Here is a 17,518-nt window from a genome sequence, read left to right as displayed (position 1 = left end):
TGGAGACACAGCATACAAAAAAGCCATGCCCGGGGGCATGGCTTTTGTTGTAACAGCGGATGGAAAACGGGGTCAGGCCACGGTTTCCGCTTCTTCCGCGAAGGCCAGCTTCACCTGATCCTTTTCATCCACATCCACCGTTACCTTACCCCCGTGGAGCAGCCGCCCGAATAGGAGCTCGTCCGCCAGGGCTGACCGGATGGTGTCCTGGATGAGGCGGGCCATGGGCCGGGCCCCCATGAGGGGATCAAAGCCCCGCTCCGCCAGCATGTCCTTCAGGGCGTCGGTAAAGATGGCTTCCACCTTCTTTTCGTGGAGCTGTTCCTCCAGCTGCATGAGGAACTTGTCCACCACCCGCAGGATGATGTCGTGGTCCAGGGGCCGGAAGGAAATTACCCCGTCCAGCCGGTTGCGGAATTCGGGGCTGAAGAGGCGCTTGATTTCCACCAGTTCGTCCCCGGTTTCCTTGGCGTTGGTAAAGCCCATCACCGGCTTTTGCAAATCGGCGGCTCCCGCGTTGGTGGTCATGATAATCACCACATTGCGGAAATCCGCCTTACGCCCGTTGTTGTCCGTCAGGGTGCCGTGGTCCATGACCTGCAACAGAATGTTGTAGATGTCCGGATGGGCCTTTTCAATTTCGTCCAGGAGCAGGACGCAATAGGGCTTCTTGGTCACCGCTTCCGTGAGCAGGCCGCCCTGGTCAAAACCCACATACCCGGGAGGCGCTCCGATCAGGCGGGAGACGGCGTGGCGCTCCATGTATTCGGACATATCGAAACGCACCAGGTCGATGCCCATGCAATAGGCCAGCTGCTTGGCCACCTCCGTCTTGCCTACCCCGGTGGGGCCGGAAAAGAGGAAGGCGCCGATGGGCTTGCCCGGATTGCCCAGGCCGGAGCGGGCCATTTTGATGGCCTTGGCCAGGGCGTCGATGGCCTGATCCTGGCCAAAAACGGTGGCTTTCAGATCCCGCTCCAGATTCTTCAGTACGGTCCGGTCATCATTGGACACGTGGGTGGAGGGAATACGGGCGATCTTGGCCACGATTTCTTCGATTTCCGGCTTGCCGATGAGCTTTTTCTGCCGGGACTTGGGCAGGATGCGTTGAGCTGCCCCTGCCTCGTCGATGACGTCGATGGCCTTGTCCGGCAGGTGCCGGTCGGTGATGAAGCGGGCCGACAGCTCCACGGCGGAGTGAATGGCGGCGGAGGAATACTTGACCCCGTGGTGGGACTCGAAGCGGGTCTTCAATCCCTTGAGGATTTCCACCGTTTCCGCCTGGGAAGGCTCATTCACGTCGATCTTTTGGAAGCGCCGGGAGAGGGCGTGGTCCTTCTCGAAAATGCCCCGGTATTCCGTGTAGGTGGTGGCGCCAATGCACTTCAACTGGCCGCCGGACAGGGCCGGTTTAAGCAGGTTGGACGCATCCAGGGTGCCCCCGGAAGCAGCACCCGCGCCGATCAGGGTATGGATTTCGTCAATGAAGAGAATGGCGTTGGGGTTTTCCTGCAACTGCTTCAACACCCCCTTCAGGCGTTGCTCGAAATCCCCCCGGTACTTGGTGCCAGCCAGCAGGGCGCCCATGTCCAGGGCGTAGACATTGGCCTGAGACAGAATGTCCGGCACATTGCCTTCCACCACCCGCCGGGCCAGGCCTTCCGCGATGGCGGTTTTGCCCACCCCCGCTTCCCCCACCAGGAGGGGATTGTTCTTGCGGCGCCGGCACAGGGTTTGGATTACCCGTTCCAGTTCCTTGTCCCGGCCGATCAGGGGATCGATCTTGCCTTGCAGGGCCAGGGCGTTCAGGTTGATGGTGTAGTTCTCCAGGGGGCCGCTTTCGCTCCGGGCTTCCCCTTCCGTTTCCTGCTCCGCTTCCGCCTTGGCGGCCTGGGGCGCTTTGCTGATGCCGTGGGCGATGAAATTCACGATATCCAGCCGAGTTACCCCCTGCTTTTGCAGGAAATAGACCGCGTGGGAATCCTTTTCCCCAAAAATGGCCACCAGCACATTGGCCCCGGTGACTTCCTTCTTGCCCGACGATTGGACGTGGAGGATGGCCCGCTGGATAACCCTTTGGAAGCCCAGGGTGGGCTGGGTGTCGATGTCTTCCTCACCGGCCACGGTGGGGGTGTGCTCGGTGATGAAATTGCCCAGATCCCGGCGCAATTGCTCCAGACTGGCGGCGCAGGCGCGTAGAGCTTCTGCGGCGGACGGGTTGTCCAGCAAAGCCAGCAGCAGATGCTCCACCGTAATGAATTCGTGGCGTTTTTGTCGCGCTTCCACAAAGGCCATGTGCAAGCTGACTTCCAGTTCCTGCGCAATCATTTAGTTTTCCTCCATGACGCACGCCAGGGGATGCTGGTTCTGGCGCGCAAATGCAACGACTTGCTCCACTTTGCTGGCGGCAATATCTCGGGGGTAGACGCCGCAGAGACCTCGACCCTCCTTGTGAACTTTGAGCATGATTCGCGTCGCTTGTTCTCGGTTCATGGCAAAAAACTTCTGCAGGACCACAATAACGAAATCCATCGGGGTGAAATCGTCATTCAACAACAGTACCTTAAAGAGGGGCGGCGGCTTTAACTTGGATCTCTCCTTCTCAAGCAAAACGCCGTCCTGACTGTTTTCCTGTAGGGTGCCCATGTGGTCCATTCTAATAGGGTTTCAGTAATGTGCAATACGCCCAAAGTGCCTAAAAAATAGGCATTTCTGGTTTATGCCGAAATAATTTTCCTTGCAAACTGCAAAAAAGCTTGACGTCTCTAAATAACTTAGCGTAAAAAGCCCAAAGTGTTTGGCTTCAAGCCGTACTGGTTTTGCCGTGGTAACAACCTCGACTGCATGCCGTTCCTTGAAATCCAAACATGACAGTCGGGGAGTCAACGCAAAGTAGTTCCCGGTTTCACCTATATTCATGAAGGAAAGTAGCACTATGGCAACTGGTACGGTTAAATGGTTTAACGACGCCAAAGGTTTTGGTTTCATCACTCCGGACGACGGCAGTGAAGATTTGTTCGCCCACTTCTCCGCCATCACCATGAATGGTTTCAAGACCCTGAAGGAAGGCGAAAAGGTCAGCTTCGACGTGACCCAAGGCCCCAAGGGCAAGCAAGCTTCCAATATCCAACGCGCCTAATCGTTCGCTGGATCCCAGAAAAGCCCGCCAGTTTTGGCGGGCTTTTTTCTTTGGGTGGGATGGAGAATGGGGGGCGTGTGTAAGCGAAACCGCGCATCCAAGGGCTTTTTCTAGCCTGCCGCTTCCCGCTATTAGCCGCCAGTGTACCGAACCTGCCGTTGTTCTGTGAGGTTGGGGGGCTGGTCAGGGGGACCGAGAGGCTATCCTGGTGTCCGTGGCTCCCCGGAAATTCCGCCCGTTTCTGCGACGCAGGGAATCCTGCCCCTAGGCTTCCGCCGTCCAAATCCCCGACTTTCCCCCTTCTTTCCGCAGCAGGCGGATGCCGTCGATGCACATACCCCGGTCGGCAGCCTTGCACATATCGTAGATGGTGAGCAGGCCCACGCTGACGGCGGTGAGGGCTTCCATTTCTACCCCGGTGCGGCTGTAGCATTCCGTGGTGGCGATGCAGCGGACCGCCTGTTGTTCCGGCTCGGGGATCAGTTCCACGGCAACCCGGGTGAGGGGAATGGGGTGACACAGGGGAATCAGTTCACCCGTGCGCTTGGTGGCCTGAATGGCGGCGATGCGGGCAACCCCCAGCACGTCGCCCTTTTTGGCACTGCCAGCAAGAATCAGGTCCAGGGTGGCTGGGGCCATGGTGATCCGGCCCTCCGCCACGGCCCGGCGATGGGTCTCCGGCTTGTCGCCCACATCCACCATGTGGGCTTGTCCTTGGTTGTCGAAATGGGTGAGGGGAGAGGCGTCAGGCATGGTCAGGATCAGGGGAAATGGCTTCGAGTATCATAGTACCTTGCTTTCCTCATTTCGGGCTTTCTGGCCATGTTCCTTTCCCTGTCCCGTGCTTCCCGTTTGTCTCGCCTTTCCGCCCTGGCCCTCTCCCTGTTGTTGGCCTATCCGGCGTTGCTTCATGCGGATGATTTGCCGGATTTGGGGGATGTTTCCCAAAACGAGCTGAGTCCGGCCATGGAAAAGCAGATCGGCCAGAAGGTGATGAATGAGATCCGCCAGGACCCCAGCTTTCTCGACGATCCGGAAGTGACCACCTACCTGAATCAGGTGGGGGGGCGGCTGGCGGCGGCCTGCCCGGACCCGGGCTACGGCTTCATCTTTTTTGCCATGAAAGACCCCACCATCAACGCCTTTGCCACCTACGGGGGCTATGTGGGGGTGAATACGGGCCTTTTGCTGGCGGCCCAGAGTGAGTCGGAACTGGCTGGGGTATTGGCCCACGAACTGTCCCACGTGACCCAGCACCACCTGGCCCGGGGCATTACCACCTCCAAACAGCAATCCATTGCGGCCATGGTGGCCATGGGTCTGGCCCTCCTGGCGGCCCGTAACAATCCCCAGGTGGCCGGGGGGGCCATGGCGGCCACCCAGGCGGCAGCGGTCCAATCCCAGCTGGCCTATTCCCGGGATTACGAACGGGAAGCGGACCGTATCGGCTTCCAGACCCTGCAAAAAGCGGGTTTTGATCCCCGGGCCATGGGGGAATTTTTCAGCCGTCTGGCCAAGGCCACCCGGGTCTATGAAAACAATGCCCCTGCCTATCTGCGCACCCACCCTCTGACTACGGAGCGGATCGCGGATATGGAAAACCGGGCCCAGAACGCCCACTACAAGCAGGTGCCGGACAGCCTGGATTTTCAACTGATACGGGCCAAACTCCGGGCCCAGCAGGGGACTCCGGCGGATGCGGTGGCAGATTTCTCCAGCCTGCTTAAGGAAAAGAAGTTTTCCAGCGAGGCGGCCACCCATTACGGCCTGGCCCAGGCCCAGCTGCGGGCCCGGGATTTTGCCGGGGCGGAGAAGGAAGTGCAGCTGTTGCACCGCCTGAAAGCTGTTTCTCCCCTGGTGGATAATCTGGCGGCCAGTCTGCGGTCCGCCCAGGGTGACCCGGCGGGGGCGGCAGCCTTGCTGCGTAGTGCCATGAAAACCTATCCGGGCAATCCGGCCCTGATTTACGCCTACGGGGATGCCCTTTACGCCGAGGGCCAGTACAGCACCCTGATTGCGTTCCTGGATAACCAGCGCCAGTACCGGCCCCAGGATTACCGGCTCTACGGCCTGGAAGCCAAGACCTATTCGGCCATGGGCCGTCATTTGCAGCAGCATCGGGCCCAGGCCGAGTATTACGCCCTGCTGGGCCAGACGGCTCAGGCCATTGAGCAATTGCAACTGGCCCAGCAGGCCGGGGACGGCAATTTCTATGAGCTGTCCATGGTGGATGCCCGGCTGCGGGAACTGCGTCGGCGCCAGCAGGATGAAATGAAGGATCGTTAGCCCCGGACCCTGGGTGGGAGGCTGGTGCCAGGGTTAAAATGGCCTCCCAACCGTTCCACTTGCTGAATTAAAATGACCTTCGACCGGGAATTAGACGTTAAGGGCCTGAACTGCCCCCTGCCCATTTTGCGTACCAAGAAAGCCCTGGCTACTATGGAAACCGGCCAAATCCTCCGGGTCCAGGCTACCGATCCGGGCTCGGTGAAGGATTTTCAAGCTTTTGCCCGGCAAACGGGCAATGACTTGCTGTCTTCCACGGAGACCGATCAGGTCTTTGAATTCTACTTCCGGCGTAAATGAGTCCCCGCCGGGAGACCGCTTCCGGCTTGGGGGGCCGCCCCGCCGTTCCTCCTTCTCCCTTTCCCGCCAACGGTTTCATTCTCAGTGAAACCCAGGATGGGTTACGCCTCTTCAGCCAGCCCTCCCACCATTGGCGCCTGACCCGGGACAACTGGCGTAGCAGCCTGTCCCAGGCCGAAGAGGCCCGGGCCGGGGGCGCTTGGCTGTATCTGGCCCTGGATTACGAACTGGGGACGGCCCTGGAGCCCCGGGCCGCCAAGCTGCCCGGTCCGGAGGATGGGGGGCTGGGGCATCTCTGGGCCTTTCCCGAGCCCCGGCGGCTGGACGAGGCGGAGTTTGCCCAAGCCCTGGAATGCCATCGGGCCAGTCTGCCCGAAGCCCGGTGCTACCCGGGGGTCGGCGCCCTGAGCCCGGCGCTGGATGAAGCTGCCTACACCCGGGCCATTCAGGCCATCCACGCCTATATCCGGGCGGGGGACTGCTACCAGGTCAATTTCACCATCCCCCTCCATTTCCGCTGCTACGGGGACCCCCTGCTGTTCTACGCCGCGCTGCGTCGGCGTCAGCCCGGCCCCCTGGGCGCCCTGGTGGCCATGCCGGAAATGACCTGCCTGTCCCTATCCCCCGAATTATTCGTGGCGGGGGAGGGTGGGCTGCTGACCGCCCGGCCCATGAAGGGCACCGCTCCCCGGGGCGCTACGGCGGCGGAGGATCAGGCCCTGGCCGCCGACCTGCGGGCTTCCCCCAAGGAGCGGGCGGAAAACCTCATGATCGTGGATTTGCTCCGTAACGACCTGGGGCGTCTGGCCCCCCCGGGAGGCGTGACGGTGCCCGAACTCTTTACCGTGGAGGCCTATCCCACCCTGTTTCAGATGACCTCCACCATTCAGGCCCGGGGGGCGGCACAAAGCTGGGATCGGCTGCTGCCTGCCCTGTTTCCCTGCGGTTCCATTACGGGGGCACCCAAGCTACGGGCCATGGAAATCATCGGTGAACTGGAGGGGCGCCCCCGGGGCCTTTATACGGGCAGCCTGGGCTGGCAGGCCCCGGACGGGCGCTTTTGCCTCAATGTGGCGATCCGCAGCCTACTCTGGAACGAAGGGGGGACGGGCAGTCTGGGGGTGGGCAGCGGTATCACCCTGGACGCGGCGCCAGACCGGGAATACCGGGAGTGCCTGCTCAAGGCCCGCTTTCTTACGGACCACGATCCAGGCTTTGCCCTGCTGGAAACCCTGGGGCTCCATGACGGGGCTTTGCCCTACCGGGATTACCACCGGCAGCGCCTGGAAGCTTCTGCCCGCAGTCTGGGGTTTGCCTTTGACCCAGGGGCTTTCGATGCCCTCTTGGATCGTCTGGCGGCGGACCATCCCCAGGGCCGTTATCGCCTCCGGTTGAGCCTGGATCATGGGGGGCGCCTGACCCACCTCATTCAGCCCCTGACCCCCTTGCATGGAGAACAGCGGCTGTATCTGGCCCGGGAGGTGTTGGATAGCGGCAACTATCTCCTGGCCCATAAAACCACGGTACGGGGCCGGTATGACCAGACCCTGGCTCGGGTGACCGCCCGGGCGGGGGGCTTTGACGCCCTGTTCCTCAATGAGCGGGGCGAGGTTTGCGAAGGGGCCAGGAGCAATCTGTTCCTCCAGCTGGACGGCCAGTGCTGGACCCCCGCCCTGGCCTCGGGCCTGTTGCCCGGGGTGTTGCGCCGCCATCTGCTGGACACCGGGGCGGTGCGGGAACGGGTGCTGTATTGGTCCGATGTGCAGCAGGCCGAAGCCCTGTGGATGGGCAACAGCCTGCGGGGCCTGGTGCCGGTGACCCTGGCCGGGGAACTGCCGGAAGCCTAGCCTGGTGTGGCTTGGGGACGGGAATAGGCTCCCTCTGATGAGCCATCCGTACGGGGCCGATGGTGCGAATAAGGACCGAAAAAAACCCGCCGTTCCCCTGGGGGAAGGGCGGGCTTGGGGGCGATCAGGCCGCCCCCCGTGAGGCGTTGGGCTTAGGCCTGGGCTAGCTTGTCCAACTGGGGCTGGAGCTTTTCCAGGGTGGCGGAGAAGTCGGCGAGCCGTTTCTTTTCCTGTTCCACCACGGCGGAGGGAGCCCGGGCGACGAAGCTGGCGTTGTCCAGCTTGGCCTTGGCCTTGGCGATTTCCCCTTGGAGCTTGGCGATTTCCTTGCTCAAGCGGTCCTTTTCCGCCGCCACGTCAATTTCAATCTTGAGCATGAGGCGGATTTCTCCGGCCACCGCCACGGGGGCCAGGGCGTCCTTGGGCATGTCGCTGACGATCTGCACCTCGGAGAGCTTGGCCAGGGCAGCCAGATAGGGAGCGAAGCATTCCAGGGCGGCGGCGTCCCCTGCGGCGATGAGGGGTACCTTCTGGGCCGGGGACAGGTTCATTTCCCCCCGCAGGTTACGGCAGGCGCCCACCAGTTCCTTGAGCTGGGCCACCCGGGCTTCGCTGTCCGGGTCCAGCTTGTCCGGATTGGCCTGGGGATAGGCGCAGAGCATGACCGATTCCTGGTCCTTCTTGCCGGCGATGGGAGCCACGGCCTGCCACAGCTCTTCCGTGATAAAGGGAATGAAGGGGTGGGCCAGGCGTAGGATCACCTCCAGCACCCGCACCAGGGTGCGCCGGGTAGCCCGGGCCTGGGCGTCGCTGCCGCCATTGATCTGGACCTTGGCAATTTCCAGATACCAGTCGCAGAACTCATCCCAGACGTAGCGGTAGAGGGCCTGGGCGGCCAGATCGAAGCGGTAATCGGTGAAATACTGGGCCAGATCCTGTTCCAGGCGTTGCAGTTGGCTGACGATCCAGCGGTCGGCGAAGGAGAAATCCAGTTTTTCCGAGCCGGCGCCGCCGCTGCAACCCGGACCAGTCTGCTGGTGTTCCAGGGCCAGGTCCTGGCCTTCCACGTTCATCAGCACAAAGCGGGTGGCATTCCACAGCTTGTTGCAGAAATTCCGGTAGCCTTCGCAGCGGTTCAGGTCGAACTTGATGTCCCGTCCCGGGCTGGCCAGGGAGGCGAAGGTAAAGCGCAGGGCGTCGGTGCCGAAGGAGGGAATACCTTCCGGGAATTCCTTGCGGGTCTTTTTCTCGATCTGGGCCGCCTGCTTGGGGTTCATCAGGCCGAAGGTGCGCTTTTTCACCAGATCTTCGATGCCGATACCGTCGATCAGATCGATGGGGTCCAGCACGTTACCCTTGGACTTGGACATCTTCTGGCCTTCGCTGTCCCGGATTAGGCCGTGCACATAGACGTGCTTGAAGGGGATTTTGCCGGTGATGTGCTTGGTCATCATGACCATGCGCGCCACCCAGAAGAAAATAATGTCGAAGCCCGTGACCAGCACGGAGGAGGGCAGATACAGATCCAGGGCCGGATTGGATTGGGCCGGGTAGTCCGGGGTCCAGTCCAGGGTGGAGAAGGGCCACAGGGCGGAGCTGAACCAGGTGTCCAACACATCCGGGTCCCGCATCAGGGGGCCGGCGTAACCCAGCTTATCTGCCTGGGCCTGGGCCTCCGCCTCGTTATGGGCGACGAACACTTCCCCGTTTTCCCCGTACCAGGCGGGAATCTGGTGGCCCCACCAGAGCTGGCGGGAAATACACCAGTCCTGGATGTTGTTGAGCCACTGGTTGTACGTGTTCACCCAGTTTTCCGGGTAGAACTTGATTTCTCCGGAGGCCACCACATCCAGGGCCTGTTGGGTGATGGAGGCACCGTTGGCACCGGGCTTGGACATGGCTACAAACCACTGGTCCGTGAGCATGGGCTCGATGACTACCCCGGTCCGGTCGCCCCGGGGCACCTTGAGTTTGTGCTTTTCCACCTTTTCCAGGATGCCCATGGCTTCCAGGTCAGCCACGATCACCTTGCGGGCCTCGAAACGGTCCAGGCCCTGGTATTTCTCCGGCACCTGGTCGTTGATATGCCCGTCCAGGGTGAGGACGGAGATCATGGGCAGGTGATGCCGCTGACCCACCGCGTAGTCGTTGAAGTCGTGGGCCGGGGTAACCTTGACGCAACCCGTACCGAAAGCCATGTCCACATAGGCGTCGGCAATGATGGGAATTTCCCGGTCGGTGAGGGGCAGCTTGATGGTTTTGCCGATCAGGTGCTGATAGCGCTCATCCTCCGGGTGCACCATGACGGCGGTGTCGCCCAGCATGGTTTCCGGCCGGGTGGTGGCCACGGTCAGGCTACCGCTGCCGTCCGCCAGGGGATAGCGGATGTGCCAGAGGAAACCGTCTTCCTCTTCCGACACCACTTCCAGGTCAGATACGGCGGTATGCAGCTTGGGGTCCCAATTGACCAGACGCTTGCCCCGGTAGATCAGGCCTTCCTTGTAGAGGCGGACAAAGGTCTCGGTGACGATTTTGTTCAGGCCCGCGTCCATGGTGAAGCGTTCCCGCTTCCAGTCCGGGCTGGTGCCCAGGCGGCGCATCTGCTTGGTGATGGAGCCGCCGGAATATTCTTTCCACTGCCAGACCCGTTCCAGGAATTTTTCCCGGCCCAGGTCGTGGCGGGAAATGCCTTCCTTGTCCAACTGGCGTTCCACCACGATCTGGGTGGCGATGCCCGCGTGGTCCGTCCCCGGCTGCCATAGGGTGTTATCCCCCTTCATGCGATGGTAGCGGGTGAGGGCGTCCATCAGGGTCTGGTTGAAGCCGTGCCCCATGTGCAGGGTGCCGGTCACATTGGGTGGCGGCAGCAAAATGCAGAAGGCGTTGGGGTTGGAGGTGTCCAGGCCGGCGGCAAAGTAATTGCGCTCTTCCCAGAGGGGGTACCAGTGGCGTTCGATAGCCGCCGGTTCGAAACTTTTGGCGAGTTCCATAGGGGATCTGAAAAAGGGGGGAAAGTGCTGGAAAAGCCGCTAATTATACCGGAACGGCACCGGTCTTTCCGGGCCGCCCGTCAGGACGGGTCTGGGAGGGGGGCTGGATCGGCCGGGTCGGGCTGATGGCGGGTGAGGAAGTCCTGGACGGTGGCTGCGGCCACCGCGGTGAGGCGCTGTTCCAGCAGGCCGCCCATATCTGCCTGGAAGCTGGCCACCAGGGCGGGGATTTCTTCCAAGAGACGGGCTTCCAGGGCTTGGGCCAGTTCCCCTCTGAGGAGGACTTCCAGATTGGCCCGGATGGCTTCCGGGTCCGGAGGTTCGGGCACTTCCGGGGAGACCAGGGCCGGGTCCACCACCTCGGTCAGGACCGGGAGATCGTCCTCGGGAGCGGGGGCAGCAGCTTCCGGCGTGGGGATGGCCTGGGGGACGGCTTCCGCCGGAGGGGCGAAGGCGATCACTTCCGCCGGGGTGCTCCGGGGGGTGGCTTTGGCCACAAAACTGCGCCGCTTGCGCATCAGGGCATCGGCACGGGAGGTCAGGTTGTCGCTGGGAATCATTTATTTATTGGACAGGTCGTAACGCTGGATGGCGTAACCCCGGTCCTTATAGAACTTATAACGGTGGCGGCCCGGGGCCTTGTCGGCTTCGTCCCGGCCGACGATTTCGATGACCCGCTGAAAGCGGGCAAAGCCCGGCGGCACGTCGTCATCCAGATTGATCAGCAGCTCATCGTGGGGTGCGCTGCCGACGGCTTCAGGGGTTTCGGCGATGAGGGCTGGGGTTTCCTTGGCCAGGGGGGAAGTAGCCCTGCAATGGGGGAGAAAGCCCAGGGCCGGTTGGGTCCATAACAACCGGTCCACCTGCATGGCCCGCTCCGACGTGGAGGCGTAGAGCAGCAGGGGCAGACGTTGGGCATAGGCCTTGTGAGCCAGCTTGACCGCAATGGCCAGCTTGTCTGGAACGTCGTAGTAAAAGTCGATCCGGGTCATGGGGGGGCGAAGCTTAATCCAGCTTGCCTGCCAGTTCCAGCAGATAGTGGGCGAGGAGGGGTAGGGGACGCCCGGTGGCGCCCTTGTCGCTGCCGGAATTCCACGCCGTCCCCGCCACGTCCAGGTGGGCCCAGTCGTACTTCTTGGTGAAGCGGGACAGGAAGCAGGCGGCGGTGATGGCGCCTCCCCATCGATCTCCCACATTGGCCATGTCGGCAAAATTGCTCTTTAGCCCATCCTGGTAATCGTCCCACATGGGCAGATGCCAGACCCGGTCGAAAGCCTCGTCACCGCTATGGGACAGGTCCTTGGCCAGGGAGTCGCTATTGCTGAAGAGGCCCGTGGCCACATGGCCCAGGGCCACGACGCAGGCGCCGGTGAGGGTGGCTACGTCCACCACGGTTTCCGGCTCGAAGCGCTCCGCATAGGACAAGGCGTCGCAGAGGATCAGGCGGCCTTCCGCGTCCGTGTTGAGGATTTCTACGGTCTGGCCGGACAGGGTGGCGATCACGTCCCCCGGCCGGGTGGCGGAGCCCCCGGGCATATTTTCCGTGGTGGGAATGAGCACGGTCAGATTCAGGGGCAGCTTCATCAAGGCGGTGGCCTTGATGGTGCCCAGTACGGTGGCGGCGCCGCACATGTCGTATTTCATTTCGTCCATGCCCGCCCCGGGCTTCAGGGAAATGCCGCCGCTATCGAAGGTGATGCCTTTACCTACCAGGACGATGGGCTTTTGATCCTTTTTGCCCCCCTTATACTGGAGCACGATGAATTTGGGCGGCTGGTGGGAGCCTCGGGCCACGGCCAGCAGGGCCTGCATGCCCAGGCTTTCCATATCGGCCTTTTCCAGGATCTGGCAGTCCAGTCCCAGGCTTTCCGCCATGGATTTGGCTTCATCCGCCAGATGGGTGGGGGTGCAGAGGTTGGCCGGCAGATTGCCCAGGTTTTTTGCCAGGGTCATGCCTTCTGCAATGGCCAGGCCCTGGGCCAGGGCTTCTTCCGCCGGAGTTAGCTCGTTACGCCGTTCCACGGCGAAAGTGAGCTTGCGCAGGGGGCGCCGCAATTCATCCTTTTTGCTTTTCAGCTGGTCAAAGCGATAAACCGTTTCCTGGGCCACGATGGTCGCCTGACGTACCCGCCAGCTGATGGAGCGCTTGCGGACGGCGGTTTCGGTAAGAAATACCACGCCGTCGAAGGAACCGGTTTCATTGAGGGTTTTGACCGCGGTGCGCATGGCCTGGCGGAATTCCTTTTCCCGGAACTCCTTTTCCTTACCCAGACCCACCAGCAGCACCCGGTCGCACAGGGTGCCAGGCACATTGTGGAGCAGCAGGGTGGTGCCCAGTTTGCCTTCCAGATCGCCCCGGCGGATGATGTCGGAGATGTAGCTGCGGGCGGCGTTGTCCAGCAGTTCTGCTGGCAGGGTCAGCTTGCGGGGTTCGAAGACACCGACGACGACGCAGGCGCTGCGCTGTTTTTCCGGACTGCCGCTTTTTATGCTAAATTCCACCGTCCGCTCCTATCTGGCACCCAGTGCTATTTGTGATAAATCGGCCAAAAAACGCTGAAATTCAAATTCGGCACTGATTATCACCGTTTCCCTTATTCCAAGTCAAAATATGATTTTCCACCGGGCCGTCCGTCGGGAATTTACCCAAACGGCAATAGGCGTGTTCGTGGCCCTGTTCGCCATTCTGCTGACCACCCAGTTGATTCGGCTGCTCAATGAGGCAGCGGTGGGGAGCGTGGCTTCTGAGGCGGTGGCGGCCCTGCTGGGCTTTTCCGCCCTCAACTATCTGCCCGTTCTCCTGTCCCTCACGCTGTTCATGGCCATTCTCCTGACCCTGTCCCGGAGTTACCGGGATTCGGAAATGGTAGTGTGGTTTTCTTCCGGCCTGCCTTTGACCGCTTGGGTGCGGCCCGTGCTGGCTTTCGCCCTGCCTGTGGTGGCGGCTATCGCTTTGCTGTCCCTACTCCTTTCCCCCTGGGCTCTCTCCAAGAGCGCCGAATTCCGGCAAAAGGTGACGGATCGGAGCGATTCCTCCCAGGTGGCCCCCGGGGCGTTTAAGGAAGCCACGACGGCGGACCGAGTGGTCTTTGTGGAAGCCCTGTCCGACGACGCTTCCCAGGTGCGCAACGTTTTTGTCAGCTCCATGCAGGACGGCCAGCTGGGGGTGATGATGGCTGCTGGCGGCCATCAGGAACACGCGCCTAACGGGGACCGGTTCATGGTGCTGGAAAACGGGCGACGCTATGAAGTGACTCCGGGTAGCCCGGAATTCCGCATTGTGGATTTCGCCCGTTACGCTCTGCGGGTGGAGACGAAGGAATCCCAGGGCATCGAAAAAACGCCGAAAAACACGTCCACCCGGGAGTTGCTGCGCCATCCCGCCAATCCGGCCAATATGGCGGAACTGCTGTGGCGTATCGGGGTGCCCATTTCCGCCCTGGTGCTGGCCCTCCTGGCCATTCCCATGAGTTTCGTCAATCCCCGGGCCGGGCGTTCCTCCAACCTGATCATGGCCCTGCTCATTTACGCCATTTACAGCAATCTGCTGTCCGTCAGCCAGGCCTGGGTGGCCCAGGGCAAGATGAGCTTTGACGCCGCCTGGTGGCCCATCCACCTGCTTATGCTGGCCCTGCTGCCCCTGCTCTTTTTCCGCCGCATTGCCCTGCATTCCTTGTTCAGTTTCCGTCGATGAAGAAAATTTTTGCCCTGACCTACCAGCGCTATCTCTTCCGGGAGGTCATGCTGGGAACCCTGCTGGTGCTGGTGGCGTTTCTGGTGCTTTTCGGCTTTTTTGACCTGATCGGAGAATTGGGGGACATCGGCAAGGGGGGCTTCCAGTTCCACCACGCCCTTGTCTATGTGCTCCTCAGCCTGCCGGGCCGGGCCTATGAGCTGATGCCCATCGCGGTACTGATCGGCGCCCTCTATGCCCTGTCCACCCTGGCCCGCCACTCGGAAATCACCGTGCTGCGGGCTTCCGGCATGTCCACCCGGGATTTACTCGGGTCCCTGTTTCGGGTGGCCGGGGTGTTTGCCCTCGTGACCTTCCTGATCGGGGAATTTGTGGCGCCGCCCGCCGAGCAAATGGCCCAGGAAGTGCGCCTCAAGGCCATGGGTACGGTGGTGGCCGCGGATTTTCGTACCGGCCTGTGGGTCAAGGACGGCCAGAGCTTCATTAACGTGGCCCAGGTGCTGCCGGATACCCGGCTGCTGGGTATCCGTATTTACGAATTCGACGCCCAGCGCCATCTGGTATCGGTGAGCGACGCCAAGGAAGGGGAGTACGTGCCCCCGGATGCCTGGCGGCTCAACGGGGTGGTGCGGACCTTTGTGGATAACAACGGGGGGCGGGTGCAGCGCCTGCCGTCCCTGACCTGGAAATCTGCCCTCAGCCCGGACATTTTGTCCGTGCTGCTGGTGGTGCCGGAGCGCATGTCGGTCATCAATCTGGTCACCTATTTGAAGCACCTATCCGTCAATCACCAGAAGACCCAGCGCTACCAGATCGCCCTGTGGAAAAAGATCATCTATCCCCTGGCGGGCTTCGTCATGGTGGCCCTGGCTCTGCCCTTTGGCTATACCCATGACCGGGTGGGGGGGGTTAGCCTGCGCATATTCGGTGGGGTCATGCTGGGGGTGTTTTTCCACATGCTCAATGGCCTGTTCGCCAATCTGGGGGTGATTAACAGCTGGCCCCCCTTCTCCAGTGCGGTGGCTCCGTCCGCCCTGTTTCTGCTGGCGGCGGGGGCTATGATCTGGTGGGTGGAGCGGCGCTAGGCCTGGGACGTCCAGGGTAATTCCCCCCAGCCCTATTGGGGCAGGGGAGGTGCTGAAAAACAAAGGGGAGGAACCGCTGCCGGTTCCTCCCCTTTTTGTTTTGGTGTTCCTGGAGCTTGCCTTAGCGGGGGAGCTGGATAATCCGGGTATCCGCCAAACGGTCGTGGAGAAACAGGTGTTCCCGATCCACCAGGGCCCAGAGGATGCCCACGCCGGCTAGACCCAGGCTCGGCCAGGCGTAGAGGAAGCGCAGCAGGGCTTGCAGAGGGCGCATTTGGTGGCCTTCTCGGGTGACTAGGCGCAGGCCCCAGGTTTTCATGGCCAGGGTTTGACCAGTATGTATCCAGAACCAGCCAAAATAGGCCAGTAGCACTAGGAAAAGGTGGGCGAATGCCAGGCGGGGGGCTAGCAGGTGGTGGGTTAACATGGCCAGCACCATCTGGGGTGCCAGCACCAGAAACAGCAGTACCCCACAGAGCAGCAGCATTTCGTAAAACATGCTGGCCAGCCGGCGCGGCAGGCCGGGGGCCAGATTGGGAATGGGGGTGGAGCGGGGGGCGTCTTGTTTCATCGGTAGGCCCGTCAGGGTCCGGGAAGAAAGAGGGCGCCTAGCTTAGGGCTTTACGGGGGCAGGAGCAACCGGAAGGGGGGCGGTAACGGAGGTCGCTGGGGTTGCCGGCGCTGGCGCGGGCGGCGTACCCGGTGCCACAGGCACGGGGCTGACAGCTATGCCGGCGGGAGCTGGCACAGAGGTGGGCAGGGGCGTCAGGTTCGGGACCTCCGTTACCTTACCCGGCCGGGGTTTGCGGGCAGCGGCTTTGGCTTGCAGTTTCTGCTTTTCGTCCGGAGGTAGCTGGTTGTATTGCTGCCACTTTTCCTGGACCACCGCCTTCTTGGCCGGAGGCAGTTTTTTTAGGTTGTTGTACTTTTCCCGGGCGGCCCGCCGTTGTTCCGGGGTCAAAGAGGCCCACTCCCGCATACGGGCTTGCATGCGAGCCTGTTGATCCGGTTTCATTTTGGCGTAGCGCTGGGCGATACCCAGCCACTTCTTGCGCCGGTAATCCTCCATCCGGTCCCACTCTCCAGCGAGGGGGGCGAGGATTTGGCGCTGCTCAGGGGACAGCTGGTTCCAGTTCGGCTGGGGGGCGGTAACCATGACCGCCGGCGGTAGGACGGTACCGCCGGCGAAGCACGGACCGTGGGTGATGCCCAGGGCCAGGACTATCGTCCGGATGAATTCTGAGCAAGCCATGTATCGAAGCCCTTGTCCAGGTAAGCGTTGATGGGCAGATCATCGGACAGGAGGGCGCTGTCTTCGTCTTCCAGGTCGGACAGATGGTCCTGGGCCTGCCAGTAAACGAGGGAGGCCACGGCCATGACAAAAACCAGGGCGTAAGCCAGGCGACCGGGCTTGTGCCCGTGGTCCCGGAAGTGGGCGCCGATACCGGCCAGGATGGGGTGGCTGATCGCTTCGGTTTGCTTTTGGTGAACGAGCGCCGCCTCGCGGGCAGCGGCAAGCTTGGCCAGCGTGTCTTCCGGGAGCTTTTGCAGGCTCCGGTTCAGGTGTTGCTTCACCTGATGGGCGAAATATTGCTCGTTCATAATGTGATCCCTTTTGCTTTTAATGCCGCTGCGAGCGCGTGAGTGGCGCGGGAGCAATGGGTTTTGACGCTGCCTTCTGAGCAGCCCATTGCGGCGGCAGTTTCGGCGACATCCATGTCTTCCCAGTAACGCATGAGGAAGGCTTCCCGTTGACGCGTGGGCAATTCCTTGATTTCCTTTTCGATTGCCGCCAGGGTCTGGGCCTGCAGGAGCGCGCTTTCCGGCGTGTCTTTGCTGCAGGCACCGTCCTCGCTCTCCAGGGTTTCCAGAGGGTCTGCGTCTTCATCGTTGCCCGGCGCCAAGGAGGACAGCAGGGTGGTCCACAGGGAGCGGACCTTGCTGCGGCGGTGGAAATCGTAGGTGGCATTCTGCAAAATGCGCTGGAAGAGCATGGGCAGCTCTTCCACCGGTTTGTCGCCGTACTTTTCCGCCAGGCGCATCATGGCGTCCTGCACGATGTCCAGGGCGGCCTCTTCGTCGCGCGTGGCAAAAGCTGCCTGTTTGAAGGCACGACGTTCAACGGATGCGAGAAAATCCGAAAGTTCTTTGGGTGAGGCCAGGGGAGGTTCCTTCGG

The 17,518-nt window shown here is 61.7% G+C and carries 17 protein-coding genes; 6 read left to right on the top strand and 11 right to left on the bottom strand.

The features are described 5' to 3' along the window. Positions 1-72 precede the first annotated feature (72 nt). Positions 73-2,328: an ATP-dependent Clp protease ATP-binding subunit ClpA gene (gene clpA, locus Azoinq_RS03275; RefSeq protein WP_216126173.1), complete on the bottom strand. Its 2,256-nt coding sequence runs from the start codon at positions 2,326-2,328 to the stop codon at positions 73-75. Next, the gene (gene clpS, locus Azoinq_RS03270; RefSeq protein ID WP_216126176.1) at positions 2,329-2,646 is read right to left on the bottom strand and encodes an ATP-dependent Clp protease adapter ClpS; all 318 of its coding nucleotides are present in this window, start codon (positions 2,644-2,646) and stop codon (positions 2,329-2,331) included. A gap of 289 nt (positions 2,647-2,935) precedes the next feature. On the opposite strand from clpS, the gene Azoinq_RS03265 reads away from it, so the two are divergent. Beyond that, positions 2,936-3,139, top strand: coding sequence for a cold-shock protein (locus Azoinq_RS03265; RefSeq protein ID WP_203387001.1), 204 nt, complete (start codon positions 2,936-2,938; stop codon positions 3,137-3,139). Between the two features lie 264 nt (positions 3,140-3,403). On the opposite strand, the gene moaC is transcribed toward Azoinq_RS03265, so the two are convergent. Then, the gene (gene moaC, locus Azoinq_RS03260) at positions 3,404-3,892 is read right to left on the bottom strand and encodes a cyclic pyranopterin monophosphate synthase MoaC (RefSeq protein WP_216126179.1); all 489 of its coding nucleotides are present in this window, start codon (positions 3,890-3,892) and stop codon (positions 3,404-3,406) included. 69 nt (positions 3,893-3,961) lie between these two features. On the opposite strand from moaC, the gene Azoinq_RS03255 reads away from it, so the two are divergent. The 3 genes from Azoinq_RS03255 to pabB all read left to right on the top strand — a co-directional run bounded on the left by Azoinq_RS03255 (position 3,962) and on the right by pabB (position 7,572). Next, the gene (locus tag Azoinq_RS03255) at positions 3,962-5,425 is read left to right on the top strand and encodes a M48 family metalloprotease (RefSeq protein ID WP_216126187.1); all 1,464 of its coding nucleotides are present in this window, start codon (positions 3,962-3,964) and stop codon (positions 5,423-5,425) included. A 72-nt stretch (positions 5,426-5,497) separates the two neighbouring features. Then, on the top strand, positions 5,498-5,725 hold the full coding sequence (locus Azoinq_RS03250) for a sulfurtransferase TusA family protein (protein ID WP_216126213.1): 228 nt from the start codon (positions 5,498-5,500) through the stop codon (positions 5,723-5,725). Continuing rightward, on the top strand, positions 5,722-7,572 hold the full coding sequence (gene pabB / locus Azoinq_RS03245) for an aminodeoxychorismate synthase component I (RefSeq protein ID WP_216126216.1): 1,851 nt from the start codon (positions 5,722-5,724) through the stop codon (positions 7,570-7,572). Before Azoinq_RS03250 ends, pabB begins: the two co-directional genes overlap by 4 nt. 152 nt (positions 7,573-7,724) lie before the next feature. Here the strand turns inward: pabB and Azoinq_RS03240 are convergent, their stop codons facing one another. From Azoinq_RS03240 to Azoinq_RS03225, 4 genes are all read right to left on the bottom strand, one after another. After that, entirely contained in the window at positions 7,725-10,562 is a 2,838-nt protein-coding gene (locus tag Azoinq_RS03240; protein WP_216126227.1) for a valine--tRNA ligase, read from the bottom strand. 80 nt (positions 10,563-10,642) lie between these two features. After that, on the bottom strand, positions 10,643-11,122 hold the full coding sequence (locus tag Azoinq_RS03235) for a hypothetical protein (RefSeq protein WP_216126231.1): 480 nt from the start codon (positions 11,120-11,122) through the stop codon (positions 10,643-10,645). Then, positions 11,123-11,554, bottom strand: a complete 432-nt coding sequence (locus tag Azoinq_RS03230; protein WP_216126233.1) for a DNA polymerase III subunit chi — start codon at positions 11,552-11,554, stop codon at positions 11,123-11,125. It abuts the gene before it with no gap. 13 nt (positions 11,555-11,567) lie between these two features. Then, the gene (locus Azoinq_RS03225) at positions 11,568-13,064 is read right to left on the bottom strand and encodes a leucyl aminopeptidase (protein WP_216126235.1); all 1,497 of its coding nucleotides are present in this window, start codon (positions 13,062-13,064) and stop codon (positions 11,568-11,570) included. Positions 13,065-13,173: 109 nt separating this feature from the next. On the opposite strand from Azoinq_RS03225, the gene lptF reads away from it, so the two are divergent. Both lptF and lptG read left to right on the top strand, forming a co-directional pair. After that, positions 13,174-14,256 carry an LPS export ABC transporter permease LptF gene (lptF, locus tag Azoinq_RS03220; RefSeq protein WP_216126237.1) on the top strand — a complete coding sequence of 361 codons (1,083 nt, stop codon included), beginning with the start codon at positions 13,174-13,176 and terminating at the stop codon, positions 14,254-14,256. Continuing rightward, the gene (gene lptG, locus Azoinq_RS03215; protein WP_216126239.1) at positions 14,253-15,341 is read left to right on the top strand and encodes an LPS export ABC transporter permease LptG; all 1,089 of its coding nucleotides are present in this window, start codon (positions 14,253-14,255) and stop codon (positions 15,339-15,341) included. Before lptF ends, lptG begins: the two co-directional genes overlap by 4 nt. Positions 15,342-15,462: 121 nt before the next feature. Here the strand turns inward: lptG and Azoinq_RS03210 are convergent, their stop codons facing one another. Genes Azoinq_RS03210 through Azoinq_RS03195 form a run of 4 tightly spaced genes read right to left on the bottom strand, consistent with a single transcriptional unit; the run spans position 15,463 to position 17,503 of the window. Further along, positions 15,463-15,912 carry an RDD family protein gene (locus tag Azoinq_RS03210; RefSeq protein WP_216126249.1) on the bottom strand — a complete coding sequence of 150 codons (450 nt, stop codon included), beginning with the start codon at positions 15,910-15,912 and terminating at the stop codon, positions 15,463-15,465. Between the two features lie 42 nt (positions 15,913-15,954). Further along, positions 15,955-16,593 (bottom strand): DUF3106 domain-containing protein, encoded by a 639-nt coding sequence (locus tag Azoinq_RS03205; protein ID WP_216126251.1) that lies wholly within the window; start codon positions 16,591-16,593, stop codon positions 15,955-15,957. Next, positions 16,563-16,943 carry a DUF3619 family protein gene (locus Azoinq_RS03200; protein WP_216126254.1) on the bottom strand — a complete coding sequence of 127 codons (381 nt, stop codon included), beginning with the start codon at positions 16,941-16,943 and terminating at the stop codon, positions 16,563-16,565. Before Azoinq_RS03200 ends, Azoinq_RS03205 begins: the two co-directional genes overlap by 31 nt. Further along, complete coding sequence (locus Azoinq_RS03195) at positions 16,940-17,503, bottom strand: RNA polymerase sigma factor (protein WP_216132254.1); 564 nt, start codon at positions 17,501-17,503, stop codon at positions 16,940-16,942. Before Azoinq_RS03195 ends, Azoinq_RS03200 begins: the two co-directional genes overlap by 4 nt. Between the last annotated feature and the right edge of the window lie 15 nt (positions 17,504-17,518).

This window comes from Azospira inquinata, from assembly GCF_018905915.1.
In the GTDB taxonomy this organism is placed as follows: domain Bacteria; phylum Pseudomonadota; class Gammaproteobacteria; order Burkholderiales; family Rhodocyclaceae; genus Azospira; species Azospira inquinata.
This window is presented reverse-complemented; position numbering and strand designations above follow the sequence as displayed.

Coding starts and splice junctions, on each gene's coding strand:
- clpA (WP_216126173.1), bottom strand. CDS start 2,328: ATGATTGCGCAGGAACTGGAAGTCAGCTTGCACATGGCCTTTGTGGAA.
- clpS (WP_216126176.1), bottom strand. CDS start 2,646: ATGGGCACCCTACAGGAAAACAGTCAGGACGGCGTTTTGCTTGAGAAG.
- Azoinq_RS03265 (WP_203387001.1), top strand. CDS start 2,936: ATGGCAACTGGTACGGTTAAATGGTTTAACGACGCCAAAGGTTTTGGT.
- moaC (WP_216126179.1), bottom strand. CDS start 3,892: ATGCCTGACGCCTCTCCCCTCACCCATTTCGACAACCAAGGACAAGCC.
- Azoinq_RS03255 (WP_216126187.1), top strand. CDS start 3,962: ATGTTCCTTTCCCTGTCCCGTGCTTCCCGTTTGTCTCGCCTTTCCGCC.
- Azoinq_RS03250 (WP_216126213.1), top strand. CDS start 5,498: ATGACCTTCGACCGGGAATTAGACGTTAAGGGCCTGAACTGCCCCCTG.
- pabB (WP_216126216.1), top strand. CDS start 5,722: ATGAGTCCCCGCCGGGAGACCGCTTCCGGCTTGGGGGGCCGCCCCGCC.
- Azoinq_RS03240 (WP_216126227.1), bottom strand. CDS start 10,562: ATGGAACTCGCCAAAAGTTTCGAACCGGCGGCTATCGAACGCCACTGG.
- Azoinq_RS03235 (WP_216126231.1), bottom strand. CDS start 11,122: ATGATTCCCAGCGACAACCTGACCTCCCGTGCCGATGCCCTGATGCGC.
- Azoinq_RS03230 (WP_216126233.1), bottom strand. CDS start 11,554: ATGACCCGGATCGACTTTTACTACGACGTTCCAGACAAGCTGGCCATT.
- lptF (WP_216126237.1), top strand. CDS start 13,174: ATGATTTTCCACCGGGCCGTCCGTCGGGAATTTACCCAAACGGCAATA.
- lptG (WP_216126239.1), top strand. CDS start 14,253: ATGAAGAAAATTTTTGCCCTGACCTACCAGCGCTATCTCTTCCGGGAG.
- Azoinq_RS03210 (WP_216126249.1), bottom strand. CDS start 15,912: ATGAAACAAGACGCCCCCCGCTCCACCCCCATTCCCAATCTGGCCCCC.
- Azoinq_RS03205 (WP_216126251.1), bottom strand. CDS start 16,593: ATGGCTTGCTCAGAATTCATCCGGACGATAGTCCTGGCCCTGGGCATC.
- Azoinq_RS03200 (WP_216126254.1), bottom strand. CDS start 16,943: ATGAACGAGCAATATTTCGCCCATCAGGTGAAGCAACACCTGAACCGG.